General features: G+C 40.1%; 15 protein-coding genes, 2 pseudogenes and 1 riboswitch. Of the genes and pseudogenes, 15 read left to right on the forward strand and 2 right to left on the reverse strand.

All coding sequences use genetic code 11. From position 1 onward, the window contains the following. Window positions 1-110: 110 nt before the first annotated feature. Window positions 111-1,454 (reverse strand): amino acid permease, encoded by a 1,344-nt coding sequence (locus MKY17_RS03235; protein ID WP_098370528.1) that lies wholly within the window; start codon window positions 1,452-1,454, stop codon window positions 111-113. A gap of 206 nt (window positions 1,455-1,660) precedes the next feature. Next, window positions 1,661-1,739: riboswitch (glycine riboswitch) on the reverse strand. Window positions 1,740-2,243: 504 nt separating this feature from the next. On the opposite strand from MKY17_RS03235, the gene MKY17_RS03240 reads away from it, so the two are divergent. After that, complete coding sequence (locus MKY17_RS03240) at window positions 2,244-3,629, forward strand: amino acid permease (protein WP_098370529.1); 1,386 nt, start codon at window positions 2,244-2,246, stop codon at window positions 3,627-3,629. Between the two features lie 267 nt (window positions 3,630-3,896). Beyond that, window positions 3,897-5,247 (forward strand): annotated as a pseudogene (locus MKY17_RS03245) (FAD-binding oxidoreductase). A 110-nt stretch (window positions 5,248-5,357) separates the two neighbouring features. On the opposite strand, the gene MKY17_RS03250 reads toward MKY17_RS03245, so the two are convergent. Beyond that, window positions 5,358-5,570, reverse strand: coding sequence for a hypothetical protein (locus tag MKY17_RS03250; RefSeq protein WP_057278656.1), 213 nt, complete (start codon window positions 5,568-5,570; stop codon window positions 5,358-5,360). A gap of 403 nt (window positions 5,571-5,973) precedes the next feature. On the opposite strand from MKY17_RS03250, the gene MKY17_RS03255 reads away from it, so the two are divergent. From MKY17_RS03255 to MKY17_RS03315, 13 genes and pseudogenes are all read left to right on the forward strand, one after another. After that, window positions 5,974-6,885, forward strand: coding sequence for a LysR family transcriptional regulator (locus MKY17_RS03255; RefSeq protein WP_098370530.1), 912 nt, complete (start codon window positions 5,974-5,976; stop codon window positions 6,883-6,885). Between the two features lie 133 nt (window positions 6,886-7,018). Further along, window positions 7,019-8,041: an LLM class flavin-dependent oxidoreductase gene (locus tag MKY17_RS03260; RefSeq protein ID WP_098370531.1), complete on the forward strand. Its 1,023-nt coding sequence runs from the start codon at window positions 7,019-7,021 to the stop codon at window positions 8,039-8,041. Window positions 8,042-8,115: 74 nt separating this feature from the next. After that, the gene (locus MKY17_RS03265; protein ID WP_098370532.1) at window positions 8,116-9,450 is read left to right on the forward strand and encodes an LLM class flavin-dependent oxidoreductase; all 1,335 of its coding nucleotides are present in this window, start codon (window positions 8,116-8,118) and stop codon (window positions 9,448-9,450) included. Between the two features lie 38 nt (window positions 9,451-9,488). Continuing rightward, the gene (locus tag MKY17_RS03270; RefSeq protein ID WP_098370533.1) at window positions 9,489-9,749 is read left to right on the forward strand and encodes a glutaredoxin; all 261 of its coding nucleotides are present in this window, start codon (window positions 9,489-9,491) and stop codon (window positions 9,747-9,749) included. A gap of 121 nt (window positions 9,750-9,870) precedes the next feature. Then, entirely contained in the window at window positions 9,871-10,404 is a 534-nt protein-coding gene (locus MKY17_RS03275; protein ID WP_098370534.1) for a GNAT family N-acetyltransferase, read from the forward strand. A gap of 20 nt (window positions 10,405-10,424) precedes the next feature. Continuing rightward, window positions 10,425-11,243 carry an amino acid ABC transporter substrate-binding protein gene (locus tag MKY17_RS03280; RefSeq protein ID WP_098370535.1) on the forward strand — a complete coding sequence of 273 codons (819 nt, stop codon included), beginning with the start codon at window positions 10,425-10,427 and terminating at the stop codon, window positions 11,241-11,243. A 32-nt stretch (window positions 11,244-11,275) separates the two neighbouring features. Then, window positions 11,276-11,983, forward strand: a complete 708-nt coding sequence (locus tag MKY17_RS03285) for an amino acid ABC transporter permease (protein ID WP_098370536.1) — start codon at window positions 11,276-11,278, stop codon at window positions 11,981-11,983. A gap of 20 nt (window positions 11,984-12,003) precedes the next feature. After that, window positions 12,004-12,714: an amino acid ABC transporter permease gene (locus MKY17_RS03290; RefSeq protein WP_098370537.1), complete on the forward strand. Its 711-nt coding sequence runs from the start codon at window positions 12,004-12,006 to the stop codon at window positions 12,712-12,714. Further along, the gene (locus MKY17_RS03295; protein WP_098370538.1) at window positions 12,711-13,481 is read left to right on the forward strand and encodes an amino acid ABC transporter ATP-binding protein; all 771 of its coding nucleotides are present in this window, start codon (window positions 12,711-12,713) and stop codon (window positions 13,479-13,481) included. Before MKY17_RS03290 ends, MKY17_RS03295 begins: the two co-directional genes overlap by 4 nt. Window positions 13,482-13,503: 22 nt before the next feature. Further along, window positions 13,504-14,013: a GNAT family N-acetyltransferase gene (locus MKY17_RS03300; protein WP_098370539.1), complete on the forward strand. Its 510-nt coding sequence runs from the start codon at window positions 13,504-13,506 to the stop codon at window positions 14,011-14,013. A 14-nt stretch (window positions 14,014-14,027) separates the two neighbouring features. Continuing rightward, entirely contained in the window at window positions 14,028-15,170 is a 1,143-nt protein-coding gene (locus MKY17_RS03305) for an amidohydrolase (protein ID WP_098370540.1), read from the forward strand. A gap of 441 nt (window positions 15,171-15,611) precedes the next feature. Continuing rightward, window positions 15,612-16,616, forward strand: a complete 1,005-nt coding sequence (locus MKY17_RS03310) for an LLM class flavin-dependent oxidoreductase (protein WP_339201368.1) — start codon at window positions 15,612-15,614, stop codon at window positions 16,614-16,616. Window positions 16,617-16,712: 96 nt separating this feature from the next. After that, window positions 16,713-17,536: pseudogene (locus tag MKY17_RS03315) on the forward strand (MetQ/NlpA family ABC transporter substrate-binding protein). Window positions 17,537-17,586 lie beyond the last annotated feature (50 nt).

A 17,586-nucleotide genomic window follows, 5' to 3' on the forward strand; every position in this document is an offset into this window, starting at 1 on the left:
ATGGAGTTGGGTGATATATTTTAGCAAAAAAGTGCCAACTGCCTAATCTTGATATGTTTCTTAGATGGATAAAGCCTTGAATTCGAATTGAATTCAAGGCTTTATTTCCTTTAGCTATTTTTTTTCCGATAGTTATATAGTATCACCAAGAGTATGAACCAGATCGGGGTCAAGAGCAGTGATAGTCGTGTAGCTTCAGCGAATAGCATAACAATAAGGATGAATAGGAATAATCCTAAAATGGCGTAATTGACAAAGGGTGTAAAAGGAGCCTTGAAAGTCGATTCGGCTCTTAGATCAGGCCTTGTTTTCGAATATTTGATATGGGAGATCAAGATAATGCTCCATACCCAAATGAAACAGATGGCACTGATGGTCGTCACGACGGTAAATGCCTGTTCCGGTATCAGCTTGCTTAATAATGCCCCTATTGATACAACGATTGTGGATGTTAATAAGGCATTGCTTGGAACAGCCTGTTTATTTAATTTTTCCAGTTTAGCAGGGGCTTCGCCATTTCTGCTTAACGTATAGAGTATTCGGCTTGTTGAAAATAAACCGCTGTTACATGCAGAAGCAGCGGATGTCAACACGACGAAGTTGATGATTCCTGCAGCGACAGGAATGCCGATTAACGCAAAGACCTCTACAAATGGGCTGCTTGAGGCATCAAGTTGTGTCCATGGGTTGACACAGAGAATGACGAATAGGGCACCAACATAGAAAAGTAAAATCCGGACAGGGATTTTATTGATGGCAGAAGGAATGTTCTTTCTCGGGTTCGCCGTTTCCGCTGCGGAAACCCCGACCAATTCGACACCGACAAATGAGAAGACGACCAACTGTAATGATAATAGGAATCCGGAAATGCCATTGGGGAACATGCCCCCATGATTCCATAGGTTCGTTATGGAAACCGTTCCGGTATTGGTGTTGAAGCCGATGATCAATAGAATGATTCCTACGATGATCAAGGCAATGATCGTGATTACTTTAATGATGGCAAACCAGAATTCCAATTCGCCAAATAACTTAACGGTCAATAGGTTCAACCCTAACAGAATGACTAGGCATATTAGAGCTGGAATCCATTGAGGGATATCGAACCAATATTGTATATAGACACCGACAGCTATGATATCGGCCATTGCGGTCATGATCCAACAGAACCAATATGTCCAACCTGTCACGAATCCAGCCCATGGACCGACATATTCGGTTGCAAATTCAGTGAATGATGCATAACCTGCATTGGATAATAGCAATTCGCCCAGCGCCCTCATCACAAAAAACAAGGCAATCCCTATTATCAGATAGGAGAATATAATGGAAGGTCCAGCCAATTGTATGGCTTTTCCGGATCCTAAAAATAAACCGGTGCCAATGGTTCCTCCTATTGCAATCAGTTGTACATGTCGATTTTTTAAATCTCTTTTTAATTCCTGTTTAGCCAATTCTTACGCCCCCGTTTTTTATAGTCTTGTTAGTAATGATTTCAACCTGCATGGTCTTGGAGAGAGGGACGTGATTTTTTGCCCTGCTTGCCTATTCCATTGGTTTTCAAGAGTGTAGTTTTAAGTCCAATCACAAAATGGACAATAAAAAAAGAGATTGGATAATACCAATCTCTTAAAGGGTTCAGAATAACAATTCTATCATTCGTTACTCTTCTGTCCTTTTGCCTGAGATTGTGAATCCTTCGGCGCTGCATCTTGTACAGTCTCTCCAGAAGCTGCTCCTGCTATAGTGTCATCCATAGCATTCATCGCTTGCTTGTATGCGGTTGTGAAGAAATGTCTGTCAGTGTTAATCTTCCACTGTTGGATCATTCATTATGCTTATAAAATAATATTGGAATTCTATCATCAATTTTTCGGTAGGTCAACAATATTTTTGAAATGAAACAGGCATTATCGCAGTTTAATAGTGGTTTGTATTTAACTTAAGGTTTAAGCAGAAGTGATAGTTTTCTGCTCTTTTTGAACGATCACTATTATAAAATACTGAACATCATTTTTTTAAAATGATATTTTTAGATTAGAAAAATCGACAAGATATTATTGGTAACTGTTTATTTCAAAAATACAATTGTATTTTTACAGAATATTTACTATTATAAGATAAGAAAATATAATTGAAGTGTTATGTAATATTGATTACGATAAAGCATTTCTAATTAAAAGAGAGTCGTTCGTGGCAAGGATGGAAAAGCATTACCGATATTGCATCTGGGGGAGTTAATCATGTCGAACAAGGAATTAAAGAGAGGGCTGGAATCAAGACATATTCAAATGATAGCTTTAGGCGGAACCATCGGGGTCGGTTTATTCATGGGTTCTGCGAGCACGATCAAATGGACCGGGCCCTCTGTTATGCTTGCTTATGCAATCGCAGGTATTTTTATATTTTTCATCATGCGTTCCATGGGTGAGATGCTATATTTAGAACCGACTACAGGTTCTTTTGCAACCTTTGCGAGCAGCTATATACATCCCTTGGCAGGTTATATGACTGCTTGGAGCAATTGGTTTCAATGGGTAATCGTCGGAATGTCCGAAATCATCGCGGTTGGGTTGTATATGCAATATTGGTTCCCGGAGTTACCTGCTTGGATACCAGGTGTGGTCGCCATGATCATCTTGGGGGCGGCAAACCTTATTTCGGTTAAATCCTTCGGGGAATTTGAATTTTGGTTTGCGCTTATAAAAATCATAACGATTATATTGATGATCATTGCCGGCCTTGGCCTTATCTTCTTTGGAATAGGGAATGGCGGGGATGCTATTGGATTATCGAATCTTTGGGCAAATGGCGGCTTCTTTACGGGAGGCTGGACAGGATTCTTCTTCGCGCTTTCCCTAGTAGTGGCTTCCTATCAAGGCGTTGAGCTTATCGGAATCACAGCAGGAGAAGCGAAGAATCCAACCAAGACCGTAACAAAAGCGATCCAATCAATCATATGGCGCATTTTAATTTTCTACATTGGTGCCATATTCGTCATCGTGACAGTATTCCCTTGGGATCAACTGGATGACTTAGGCAGTCCATTTGTTTCAACCTTTGCCAAAATAGGTATCACTGCAGCGGCAGGCATCATTAATTTTGTCGTAATCACTGCAGCAATGTCTGGATGCAACAGTGGGATTTTCAGTGCAGGACGTATGCTTTACACACTGGCATTGAATGGCCAAGCTCCGAAAGCCTTTGCTAAAGTATCTAAAAATGGAGTGCCGGCATATTGCACGATCGCTGTACTTTTAGGATTGGGCATCGGGGTTATCCTGAATTACCTTGCACCGCCTCAATTATTCCTTTATGTGTACAGTGCGAGTGTATTGCCCGGGATGATTCCATGGTTTGTCTTACTTATCAGTGAGCTTAAATTCAGAAAGGTGAATGCTGCTGTAATGGAGAAACATCCGTTCAAAATGCCGTTGGCCCCTTACAGTAACTATGCGACGATTGCCTTTTTACTGATGGTGCTGGTCGGTATGTGGATCAATCCTAGTACAAGGATTTCCTTGGTTGTCGGGATCGTTTTCCTAGCCTTGGTCGCAGCAAGTTATTACATGCTGAAAATGGATAAACGAACACCATTGGATGTTAAATCCGATGATGAGATTTCCTGATAAGGTAAAAAAAGCCCTTCTCTTAATTCGAGAAGGGCTTTTTTTGTTTTTTTGGATCAATTGTGGAATTCACGAGTAAATGCGTGGAATTCACGAGTAAAACAGCGAAATTTACGAGTAAAACCGTTGAATTCACGAGTAAAACAGCGAAATTCACGAGTAAAGCTAAATTGACCCCATTACAAGGGAGGGACAGCAAGGGGAATGTATCTTCCTGCCAGTTTTTTCATAGGATGTAACATATTTACCCGAGGAAGGGGTTATCTTTTGGAAAGAACTAAGCTTACCGGGCGTATCGTTACACCAAATGATGCTGAGTATGAGCGTGCCAGGATAAATAATAACTTAAGTTTTTCTAAATTCCCAAAGGTCATTGTGTTTTGTCAAAATTCCGATGATGTGTTGAATTCATTGAAGTGGGCCCGGGAAAATCATGCACCTTTCCGGGTTAGGAGCGGCAGGCATAGTTATGAAAATTTTTCATTAGTGAATGGCGGTCTAGTCATTGATATTAGTGAAATGTACAATATCAAGGTCAATCGTGAAAAAATGATCGCAAAAATTGAAGCCGGAGCTGATTTAGGGCGAGTATATAATACGTTATGGAACTATGGAACGACGATTCCGGCAGGGACCGAAAGCAGTGTTGGTGTTGTAGGTCTTACGCTCGGCGGTGGAATAGGTATGTTAACGAGGCGCTTTGGACTTACTTGTGACAATCTACTTGAAATAGAAATGGTAAGGGCGTGTGGAAAGAGGGGCGCCAAACTCATTAAAGCAAATAGGAAAATCAATAGTGATTTATTTTGGGCATGCTGCGGGGGAGGAGGGGGAAACTTTGGCATAGTCACTTCTCTTACTTTCAGGGTAACCCCCGTATCAAGGGTATCCGTTTTCTCCGTCACATGGGGGTGGGAAGATTTCGAAGCGGTGTTTGAAGCCTGGCAGGATTGGGCCCCTCAAGCTGATGAATGCTTAACTTCAGAAATAGAATTCAAGGCAAAGGAAGCAAACGAAATTTTTGCTAAAGGTGAATTTGTTGGATCGTCACATAGATTGAAGCAGCTATTAAAGCCTTTGACAAAAACTGGTTCACCAATAAATGTCATGATAAAGGAAGTCCCATACATTGAAGCCGTAAGATTCTTTGATTATCCAGCTGGAAATCAACCGGCGTATCGAAAGAGGTCAGGATCTTTCATTGAAAAAGCTTTTCCGGAGCAAGCAATCATGACCATGAAACATTTTTTAGGAAATGCTCCAAATGAAAATGCAGCCATTTGGCACCAATCCTTAGGAGGAGTGGCGGGCCTTAAAGATCCAAAGGAGACAGCTTTTTATTATCGCGATGCCATCATCGCCCAGGAGTATCAGGCTGCATGGACCAATCCAGAAGAAGAGCGGCTAAACATTCGTTGGATCAAGGACCTGAAGCATGCCTTGTCGCCATTTACTACCGGTGACTATGTGAATTGGCCGGATACTCTAATCAAAGATTGGCCAACTGCGTATTATGGAGAAAATTTCAAACGGCTTAGGGAAGTGAAAACGAGGTATGATCCATACAATGCGTTTAAGTTTTCCACAAAGCATACCGCCATTAAATAAGTGGGTTTGAAAAAGCTTGGATTCACCATAAATATTCGTTATATAAAGGCCTATTCCTAAATTTGGATATAGGCCTCTTTCTTCTTGTTTTGAATTAATTAATCGAGATAATACTCAAAATCATTCCGCTTGCTGAGCTTGTACTGTATTGTAAACCTGATTTACGGAAGATTGGGCTTGGGCGATTTCTTGAGCAGCTTGTTTAATGGCTTCTTGTGCCAAAGTTGGATCAGAGGAAGATTTTTCAATTGCTTGTGAAAGTAAGGTTTGCGTAAGGGTAACGTTTGCTTTTGCTTGATTTAATTGATTGATATCAATTTGTTGCTGAGGCATGTAGTTTCTCTCCTTATGTCATTATTGGGATTACTCCATTAGGATGACCGTTCTTTTCTATTTTATAAGGAGAAAAAAATATAACCTAGACAGGATGGACAGCTTGGAAAAGTTCTGAAACGTCCAAAAAAGTATTCGTTTTATTTACTTAGAATCCTGAAATTTTCATCTGCATAATTACTATTACGTTCCTTGAATATCATAATGTATGAAAACGTAAAAAATATATCGTGATTTTTTGGTTGTTTAGTTAATTAAATTATACTTTACTTATTGGTTTTATCAGATTAAAATCGGAGAAAGAATTATTATAAGTGATGAGCTGATTGGACAACCGAAAGCTCCTGAACGTGATAAGCGAACAGGAGCTTTTTGCGTTCACTTGGAAAAAGGAGTTGGCAAGATGAATATTGATCATATTGAAGCTTTTATGTATGTTGTTCACCTTAATAGTTTTCATAAAGCCGCAGAGGCAATGTTTTTATCACAGCCAACGGTTTCGGCAAGAATTAAGACGCTTGAGAGTGAACTCGATTCAGTACTATTTGAGAGGCAAGGAAGAGGGATTATTTTAACCGAAAAAGGGAAAGCCTTCATTCCGTTTGCGGATCAAATTATTCGTACCTTTCACCAGGGGAAAAAGCAGTTGAAAAGAGGAAGCGAACTGGAGGAAATAACGATAGGGGCTAATATCATTACATCGCAATACTTTATTCCATTTGCTCTTCCTCTATGGAAAAAGGAAAACCCCAATTTACGCTTTAAATTTATTTCAGCAACAAATGATGCATTAATGGAAAAATTGCTTCAGAAACAGGTTGATATAGCCTTTATGAAGGATGTTACACATAGCGGTCTGCAAAATTACAAAACCCTTGATAATTCGATTCGTTTAGTCGTGTATCCAGGACATCCATTTCAACTTCGAACTGGGCTTACAGTACAGGAATTAGCAATGGAGCCGTTGGTATTTTTTGAGTGTGGTGCGTTTGACTGGAACCACGTTCATAAAATTTTTGAAGTATCCAATGTAGAGCCTCGCATTGAATTTCAGGTTGATCACCTGGAAGTGGCGAAGTCGCTAATTCTTAGCAGAAGCTGTATCGGATTTTTACCGTACTTATGTATTAAAAAAGAGTTAGAACAGGGAAATTTGATTGAAGTGGATGTGTCACATTTAATCAAGATAAAGCAGCACATCCATCTGACGCATTTAAATCACGGGATGGAATCCCCTTTATTATGGAAAGACATTCTTTTATCGATTCGGAAATTTGAGAAAAACCCTCAGCAATTACAGTTACAATCGAATTGATAGATATTTTCTATCAATACAATATTTTTTTCTATTAGTAAAACCATTGCCATTAGCATGTTCTAGATGATAGGATATGTCAAAATATAATTATTCACATAAGTAAACTTTGAATTAAAGCGGAGGAGAGAATATGAGTTATAAGCTTGGCATTTTAGACCAGAGCCCGATATTTCCAGGAGCTTCAGCATTTGATGCACTACAACAAACCATTAATCTGGCTAGACATGCAGAAGAGTGGGGTTATACCCGTTTCTGGGTATCGGAACATCATCATGCCGAACAGTTGGCGGGGTCCTCCCCGGAAGTATTGATTTCTTATTTATTAGCCCAGACAAAATCGATTCGGGTAGGGTCCGGAGGAGTTATGCTTCAGCATTATAGTCCATATAAAGTGGCGGAAAACTTTCACGTATTATCGAATCTTTCGCCAGGCAGGGTAGACCTTGGCATCGGAAAGGCACCAGGTGGCCTTCCCTTATCAACGAAGGCGCTACAGTTTGGAACTGTGAATGATGGAAAAGATTTCGAAGAGCGGTTATCTTTCCTCCGAGAAATAATCGAAAATTCAGTTAATGAAACTCACCCGCTTGCAGGCATTCAAGCGACACCTCTCCCTTCCAAAAAGCCTAAGATGTTTCTGCTTGGTGCAAGTGCTGACAGTGCCAGGCTAGCAGCCGATCTTGGTATAGCTTATGTATTTGCTCGATTTATCAATAGTAATGAGACTGTACTCGAAGATGCTTCACGCATTTACCAAAGTATCTATCCAGCTGGGAGCTTTAAGGTATCGGTTTCAGTGATTGCTGCTCCTTCACAACAAGAAGCAGAACAGTTAACAGGTGACCAGAAGATTGTGAAAGTTCATCTCAAAAGCGGTCGTTCTGTCACGGTCCAAACACTAGCGCAAGCAGAGTTATTCGGGAAGCAGTCTGGGGAGCCTTACGAAATAGAAGAACAAGATTCCAATATTATTGCTGGAACTCCTTCTTATGTAAAAGAAGTCTTAGCAAATTTACATGAAAAGTACGGGGTAGATGAGTTTATCCTACATTCGCCGATTTTAAAGGAAGCAGAAAGGTTCAGATCTTTTCGATTGTTGAGTCCACTTCAATTAGTCTTATCTGAAGAGAAACACGTTACGAGCCAAAATTAAAAAGACTTCAGCAATTAGGGAAGTTGGTGGATGTCAGCAAAGCTGAAAACCGATTAATTAAAGGAGGAGTATTGATGTCTGAGCAGAGAAAGTTGAAATTTGGAGCGCTTGTTCATGGAGTTGGAGGGAGTATATCTGGTTGGAGACATCCAGACATTCAAGCAGATGCCAGTGTTAGTCTTGAATTTTATAAGGAGCAGGCCCAGAAGGCTGAAGAGGGAAAGTTCGATTTACTTTTCATTGCTGACGGATTGTTTATCAATGAGAAGTCAATACCGCATTTCTTAAATCGATTTGAACCACTTACCATTTTATCCGCACTCGCTGCTTTCACATCAAGAATAGGGCTTGTCGGAACAGTTTCCACCTCATACAGTGAGCCATTTACTGTAGCTCGGCAATTTGCTTCACTTGATCACATTAGTCAAGGTCGTGGCGGATGGAACCTTGTTACTACCCCTCTTGAGAGTACGGCCTTGAATTATAACAAAACCATTGAAGAACACCCTGATCATGCCAAACGCTATCGGATAGCATCAGAATATATACAAGTCACCAAAGGACTTTGGGATTCATGGGAGGATGACGCGTTTACTCGGGATAAAGAGTCCGGTGAGTTTTTTGATCCTTCAAAAATGCATCAATTAAAGCATAAAGGAGAATTTTTCTCCGTGCAAGGACCACTCAACATTGCCAGATCTAAACAGGGGAGACCTGTCGTTTTTCAAGCTGGTTCATCAGAAGCTGGCAAAAATTTTGCGGCTAAAGAAGCGGATGCAATCTTTACTGGTCAACCAACATTGGAAGATGCAAAGATTTTTTATCAGGATGTAAAAAACAGGGCTATTGCATTCGGGAGAAATCCTGATGAAATTGTTATTCTGCCAGGTATCGCGCCAATCATTGGTGCAACTGAGGAAGAGGCGGAGCACAAATATCAAGAACTCGCTAACCTAGTTTCTATAGATAAGGCGCTTGACTATTTGGGACGCTACTTCGATCATCATGATTTTTCCCAATATGAACTGGATGCACCTTTCCCAGATCTCGGAGACATCGGAAAAAACAGTTTCCGAAGTACGACTGATCGAATTAAACAGGAAGCGAAGGAGAAACAGTTAACGCTCCGTCAAGTAGCACTTAAGGAGACAACACCCCGGACTTCTTTCATTGGAACTCCAGAGAAAGTAGCGCATTTGATTCAGCAATGGTTCGAAGAGAAGGGGGCGGACGGATTTATCTTTTCTTCAAGTGTTCCAAATGCTTTAAGTGACTTTGTAGACTATGTGGTTCCTATCCTTCAAAAAAGGGGAATATATCGTACTGAATATGAAGCAGAAACCTTAAGAGGCAACTTGGGGCTTCCATTCCCGGAAAATCGTTATGCGAAAGAAAGCATTAATCAATGATTGAAGAATCAATTTAAAAATTGAAGGAGGAATAAGAAATGGGAGAAGCGTTATCTGTCGTCGTTTGGTCAAAACAAGGATGTCACTATTGCGAGGAGGTTAAACAATACTTAAAAGAAAAGGAGATCGCTTATCAAACGGTGGATGTTACCAATCATGATGATCGGCGAGATATTTTAGAAATCAAATATGGTGTTCGATATGTGCCCATTATTGAAATTGGGCGAGGTAGTGTATATGAGAGCGTTACGGAAATTGGAATTCCTCATCTTGAAAAATTACTTAAACGTGTACAATAACAAAAAATCATGCGTTAAAATCTAAGTCTATAAGTATGACTGATTGAATTAAGGAAAGATTGCAGAAATAAATCCGACTATTCTTGTGTAAATAATAAGTTATAGAAATGGGGAGTTAATCATGACACAGTTAATCCGTCTTGCCACTGTAAAGGATGCTCCAGAAGTGCTAAACGTCACACTTCGGGCTTATGAACCAATCAGAGAATTGAATATTAACTTTCTTGCTGCGACAGCCGATTTACAGCTAGTGACGAATAATATTAGGCGGAATCTCACTTATGTTTTAGAGCAGCAGGGCCAAATTGTTTCCACTGTGACAGTTCGTCATCCATGGAATGATCCTGATCATTTCAGTCCGTACCCATTCATTTGGTGGTTTGCAGTCGACCCCCTATACAAACAAAAAGGTTTTGGCTCGACTTTGTTAACCTGGGTGGAAGAAAATGCACTTCGGAAACAGGTGAAAGCGCCGGCTGTCTATTTGGCGACAGCTGAACGTCACCCTTGGCTAGTTTCCATTTATGAAAGAAGGGGCTATGAGATTTTTGCTGAACGGGATCACGATGGAGAAAAAATTGTGTATCTTCGTAAAATTCTAGATGAAACGTTGTATCGCATTATTGAAAATAAAGAACCAATTGTTAGTAATTAAAAACGTACGGGGGAATTGAGATGAAAAAAACATTACTAATTGTTATGGCACTGCTACTAACTTTTTTAGGAGCTTGTTCTTCAAAAGAAACAACGAGTACAGCAAAATCTGGGGATTCAAAAGATAAAAAAGTTCAGAAAATCATTGTTGGAACAGGGACGCAATTCCCTAATATTTGCTTTTTGGATAAGAATGGTAAGCTAACAGGGTATGATGTCGAGTTGGTTCGTCAAATCGATGAAAAGCTGCCTGAATATGAATTTGAATTTAAAACGATGGAATTTTCTAATCTATTATTAAGTTTAGAAACGAACAAAATAGATTTTGTTGCTCATCAAATGGAAGTGAATGATGAACGGGAAGAAAAATTTCTATTTAATAAAGAACCCTACAATGTCTTTCCGCTTCAAGTTACAGTTCATCAGGACAACAATGATATCCATTCCATTAAAGATCTAAAAGGAAAAAAAGCGATAGTGAGTGCAACGAGCAATTCTGCAGTTTTTCTTGAAAAGTATAATAAAGAAAATAATGCCGGTATTGAAATAGTCTATTCTGGCCAAGGCACAGATGATACGAAGAATCAAATCAAAACTGGTCGGGCGGATGCTACCATTACTACACCATTTGCAGTCGACTTCTTAAATAAACAAGCAGATGCACAGCAAAAGGTTGTGGGTGAGCCGCTTCTTAATTCAAAAGTATACTTTTTGCTAAGAAAAGACGAAACGCCTTTACAGAAGAGAATTGATGAAGCACTTGTGGAACTGAAAGAAGAAGGGGCAGTTAGCGAACTAAGTAAAAAGTGGCTGGGCGCCGACTATTCAGTGGGATTTTAATTAGATAGTAGTAAGCGCGGAGGTGCTAAAGCATGGGGAAAGCATTTGATCCTTCATTAATCGTCGATTTCATTCCGACGTTAATATATTATCTTGGCGTAACATTGAAAATTCTGGCAGCATCCGTTTTATTAGGAATGGTCATCGGGATAGCGGCAGCCATCCTGAGATTATTTCGTATCCCTGTTTTGAATCAAATAGTCATTTTGTATATTTCATTCATTCGGGGAACGCCTATTTTAATACAATTATTTCTAGTTTTTTATGGACTGCCTGCAATCCTTATATTCATTAATATTGATATTTCAAGAATGGATGCTCTGTATTTTGTCATTATTACGTATGCATTAAGTAATGGGGCGCATTTCGCAGAAATATTCCGAGGAGCAATTAAGGCTGTCGATTATGGGCAAACGGAAGCAGCCTATTCTGTTGGCATGAATAATAGTCAAAGTTTTTTTCGAATTGTGCTTCCTCAGGCAATAAGGATTGCTTTTCCGAATATCGCAAACTCTATTATCGGATCCTTGAAGGATACCTCACTTGCCTTTACCATCGGCGTAATGGATATGATGGGGAGGGGAGAGACATTGATTGCCGCAACTGCACATGCTCTCGAAGTCTATCTCTCATTAGCCGTTATCTATTATGCAGTCGTGCTATTGTTCGAGAAAATATTCAGACTTTATGAAAACCGCATTAATCGGCATCAAACTGTTGAAGTGTCTGTTACTGGATAACAAAGAGAGGAGGGAAGGACTTGACGATTGATATACCATTCATTTGGACTGCTTTTAAGGAGATTATTAGAGCACTTCCAATCACACTTATCTTAACGATTCTTCCTCTTCTTGCAGGTTTTATTATCGGTCTCACTGTTGCCTTGATAAGGATATATAAAGTGAAATTTCTAAGTAGAGTTGCAAATGGATATGTTTCCTTCTTTAGAGGAACACCGATTATCATGCACATCATGCTCATTTATTTCGGTTTTCCATTATTAATCGATCAAATTTCTAAAAAGTTTGATTTGGGTATTCAATCTAATTCCATTCCGATCATTTTATTTGTCTTAACCGCCTTATCGTTGAGTGCGGGTGCCTATTTATCGGAAATATTCAGATCGGGAATTATCAGTGTCTCCAATGGCCAAATGGAGGCAGCCTATTCCGTGGGCATGAATTCGTTTCAAGCCATGACGCGAATTGTTTTGCCACAGGCCATTGCTCAGTCCATCCCGAATTTCACGAATATTTTCATTGGATTCTTGCATACGTCATCCATTGCTTTCGTTGTATCGCAAAAAGAAATGACAGGAGCGGCCAATATTGTTGCATCCACCAATTTGAAATTTTTGGAGTCATTTATCGCTGCTGGTTTAATTTATTGGGGCCTCACAATCATTGCAGAGGGGCTTTCGTTTTTAATTGAGAAAAAGGCCACTGCCTATAATCGAGGAGGAGTACAATGATTTATTTAAAAGAAATAAAAAAATCATTTAACCAGCAGCCCGTTTTAAAAGGAATTAATTTGAAAATAGGCAAGGGAGAAGTAGTTACCATACTTGGACCGAGTGGATCTGGGAAAACAACCTTGCTTAGGTGCTTGAACTTTCTCGAGAAACCGGATGAGGGAATTGTTCAAGTGGGGGATATAAAGGTGAAGTCTAAGAAGGCGACCAAAAGGGAAATCCTATCCCTTAGAAGACAATCGGCAATGGTTTTTCAGCATTATAACTTATTTGCTCATAAAACTGTTTTGGAGAATGTAATGGAAGGGTTAATTGTTACAAAAAAATATAAGAAAGCTGAAGCGAAACGGGAAAGTGAGCTGTTATTGGAAAAAGTAGGTTTGGGAGATAAGCATAACCATTTCCCTTCGCAATTGTCAGGAGGGCAACAGCAACGTGTTGGAATTGCCAGGGCACTTGCTTTAAATCCGGAGGTCATTCTATTTGACGAGCCAACGTCGGCACTCGACCCTGAGTTGGTTGGGGAGGTGCTTTCTGTCATAAAAGCAATTGCCCAGGAAGGCATCACGATGGTGATTGTAACCCATGAAATGAGTTTTGCTAAAGAGATATCGGATCGCGTTCTTTTCATGGATGGCGGGGTCATTGTTGAAGAAGGGTCACCATTGGAGATTTTCAATGCTCCAAAGGAAGAACGAACACGACAATTTTTAAACCGGATATCAAGAGATTATTCCTTATCGTTATTACAAGAAAAGGCCAATTAAAGGAAGGGGCCAAGGAGGACGTATGATTAATACAATCGTAGTCGATGAATTGATTGAAGAAGATAAAGAGACGGTGCGCCGTTTATTGGTTGAAAGTTATCAACAATATGAACATGAATATTCGAACCCGGAAGCCTGGGAAGGGTATTTAAAAAACATTCAATCTTCCGTGGATAATCCACATGTTGATAAGGTGTTGGTTGCAAAGTGCAATCAGGATATCCTTGGTACATTACAGCTTTTTCAGTCATCTGAAAAAGCATATGAAAAGCCGGAACTTGGGATTTTTTCACCAATCATTCGGTTGTTGGCCGTTCATCCCGAATCAAGGGGACGCGGTATCGCACAGGAATTATTAAAAGCTAGTGTAAATTATGCAAAATCGCAAGGTGCGTCCAGTTTGTATCTACATTCTACTGATAAGATGCATAAAGCCATTAAACTATATGAATGGTTTGGCTTTAAACGGGATCGAACGAAGGAATTTCAAAATCATGATATTTTAGTAAAATGCTATCGCTTAGATTTATAGAAGGAGGCGACTGTATGAGTCGAGAGCTGGAAAAGCGCTTAATATCGATACGGCGCCATTTACATCAATATCCGGAATTATCTAATGAAGAGTTCGAAACGACAAAATCGATACAAACGTGGCTCGAGGAAGAGAGCATTGAGATCCGTCATACAGGATTGAAAACAGGTGTTTTTGCAGATATAAAGGGCGGCCAACCCGGACCGACAGTAGCCATAAGGGCGGATATCGATGCACTTCCGATTGAGGAACGAACCGGGCTGCCATTTGCTTCGAAAGTAAAAGGAGTGATGCATGCTTGCGGCCATGATTTTCATACGGCAGCTGTAATGGGTGCTGCCTACCTTTTAAAAGAATGTCAATCAGAGTTGTGCGGGACAGTGCGATTGCTTTTTCAACCCGCAGAAGAATTTGGTGGCGGAGCGGTGCATGTGATAAAAGATGGTCAAATTGACGATGTAGCGGCTGTGATTGGGCTGCACAATAAACCCAATTTGCCTGTCGGCACCATTGGAATAAAAGATGGCCCGTTAATGGCGGCAGTGGACCGTTTTCATATTGTTCTTCAAGGGAAGGGGAGTCACGCGGCCATCCCTCAACACGGAAAAGATCCAATAGCGGCAGCGGCTCAGCTTATTACCGCTCTTCAAACTATCGTCAGCCGGAATGTCTCCCCATTAGATAGTGCTGTTGTAAGTGTAACGAGAATTACAGGTGGAAACACCTGGAATGTAATTCCGGGTGACGTCATATTGGAAGGAACGATTCGAACCTTTAATTCTGAGATACGCGAAGAATTAAAGAATAAGTTTTATTCGATTGTGAATCATATCGCCGCTGCTTTTTCACAGGAAGCTGCGATTGGTTGGTTTCCTGGACCACCCGCGCTTCATAATCATCCAGCTGTCACAGAAATGGCACGCAGGTCTGCTTTGGAGCAATCATTACACGTAATCAATCCAGAACCTTCAATGGGTGGTGAAGATTTCGCTTATTACCTTCAACATATCCCCGGTACCTTTGCCTTTTTTGGTACAAACGGAAACGAAGACTGGCATCATCCAGCCTTTACTGTTGATGAAAAAGCCATTATTAAAGCCGCTTATTTTTTATCTGGAAGTGCCAAGGATTTATTATCTAACCATGGTAAGTGGTGAACATATTTGACTTAGGTGCCAGACACGATTTCGTGCCTAGTACCTTTGTTGTTGTAACTCCAAAGGTTTCGTTCCACCTTAATTTCAAGTATAGTCATGATGCGAACATTCTCCCCTTTTTTTCCTTCAATACATAGCCACTCTTCTTTCATTCATTCCAGCTTTTCATAGACTCCTCTCTCTCTCTCATTGATGAATCTTATTCTGAAAGGGTCTAGAAGATTAAATCTCAAACCATTATAGGCGAGAGCTTGGTCAATTATTAGTCAGAGGTATTCCATGCTCATAAGCGAATGATAGATTTTTTTAATCAATTAAATAAATTTTTCTATCAATTAAGGTGTTGTCAAGTGCTTGTTTACAATGTTAGGATGAATTTCAATCAAATTAAAACAACTAATTCGATTTGTTAACTTGGTTTTTATGATTGGAGAGAGAGATATGAATTTTAAGCTTGGAATATTAGATCAAAGCCCCATTTTTCCTGGGAATTCGGCAGTTGATGCACTTAAGCAAACCGTAAACCTAGCTCAAAAAGCTGAGGAATGGGGATATACCCGTTTTTGGGTATCTGAACATCATCATATGGAACAAGTTGCTGGCTCTTCACCGGAAGTATTAATTTCTTATTTATTATCGAAGACCACATCCATTCGTGTAGGTTCTGGAGGTGTCATGCTTCAGCACTACAGTCCTTATAAAGTCGCTGAAAATTTTCATGTTTTATCCACGCTTGCCCCGGGCAGGGTAGATCTTGGCATTGGTAAAGCACCAGGTGGATTTCCTTTATCAACAAAGGCATTACAATTTGGAACTGAAAATGATGGAAAGGATTTTGGGGAACGTGCATCCTTATTGCAGAAGATTATTGAAAATTCAATTAATTACGATCATTTGCTTTCTGGTATTCAAGCAACGCCGATACCGCCTGAAAAGCCCGAAACTTTTCTGCTGGGTGCAAGTTCAGACAGCGCTCAACTAGCCGCTAACCTAGGAATGGATTTTGTATTCGCCAGATTTATTAATAGTGATGATACCATGCTGTATGAAGCTTCCTCTGCTTACCGAAGCAAGTACCCAGAAGGTCGTTTTATCGTATCAGTAGCGGTTGTGGCAGCTCCTACCCAACAAAAAGCAGAGGAGCTGGCAAGCGAACACAAACTATTTAAAGTTCATCTTCAAAGTGGCCGGACGCTTACAGTTCAATCACGTGAGCAGGCTGAGTCATTTGAGAAGCAGGCTGGTGAAGCTTACGAAATAGAAGAGCAGACCCCAAGTGTTATTGCTGGGACTCCAGGATATGTTAACGGGATTTTAAAGGAACTTCAGGAGGTTTTTCAAGTGGATGAATTTATTTTGCATACACCGCTTCGAACAGAAACAGAACGGATCCAATCTTTTCAGTTGTTGAGTCCGCTTCTCTTAGGGGATGAGACTATCATATAGAAGGAAAAGAAATACCAGCAGATATGAAGCAGCTGATAAATATTTGTTATTCCAATATAAAAAGATAAGAAAGAGGAGTGAGAAACATTGAAGAAAATTAAATGGCTGTCCGTAACGATTTTAACAATAGCATTGCTGGTATTGGGAGCTTGTGGAAATAATGAGCAAACAGGATCGGAGAGTAAAGGAGACAAAGATGAGGTAGTGACTTTGAAAATTAGTGCAGCCTCGATCCCACATGCAGAAATTTTAGAGTTTATCGCACCGGATTTAGAAAAACAGGGCGTGAAACTGGATGTAGTGATTTCTACGGATGGTATTCAAACGAATCAACAAACCGCAAACAAGGAATTGGATGCAAATTTCTTTCAACATACCCCGTATTTAGAGCAAGTAAATAAAGATAGTGGTTTAAATTTGTTAATGTGAAGGGCGTACATATTGAACCATTTGGTGTCTATTCAAAGAAAATTAAGTCTATAGGGGAATTGTCAGACGGAGCGAAAGTAGCTATCCCGAAAGATCCAGTAAACTTTTCACGTGCGTTACAGCTTTTTGCAGCAAATAATATCATTGAGCTGGATGGTTCCAAGTCAGGGGATTATACGATTGAGGACATTACAAAAAATGATAAAAAAATAGAATTCATTGCAGTCGATTCCCCACTTTTAGTTCACTCGCTTGACGATGTGGAAGCATCGGCCATTAACACAAACTATGCTCTGGAAGGAGGGTTAAAACCTCTAGATGATGCACTGATAATTGAAGGAAAGGATTCACCATATGTAAACATTTTAGTGGCTCGTCCTGATAATAAGGACGATAAAGCGATCCAAAAGCTTGCGAATGCATTAACGACGGAAAAGGTCAAAGAGTTTATTTTAGATAAATATGAAGGAGCCGTCGTGCCAGCGTTTTAAGGGAAGGGAGTATTCTATACCAAGCTAGTTAAAAAGAGGAGGTGGCCACT

The organism is Peribacillus sp. FSL P2-0133 (assembly GCF_037975445.1).
Taxonomy (GTDB): Bacteria; Bacillota; Bacilli; order Bacillales; family DSM-1321; genus Peribacillus; species Peribacillus simplex_E.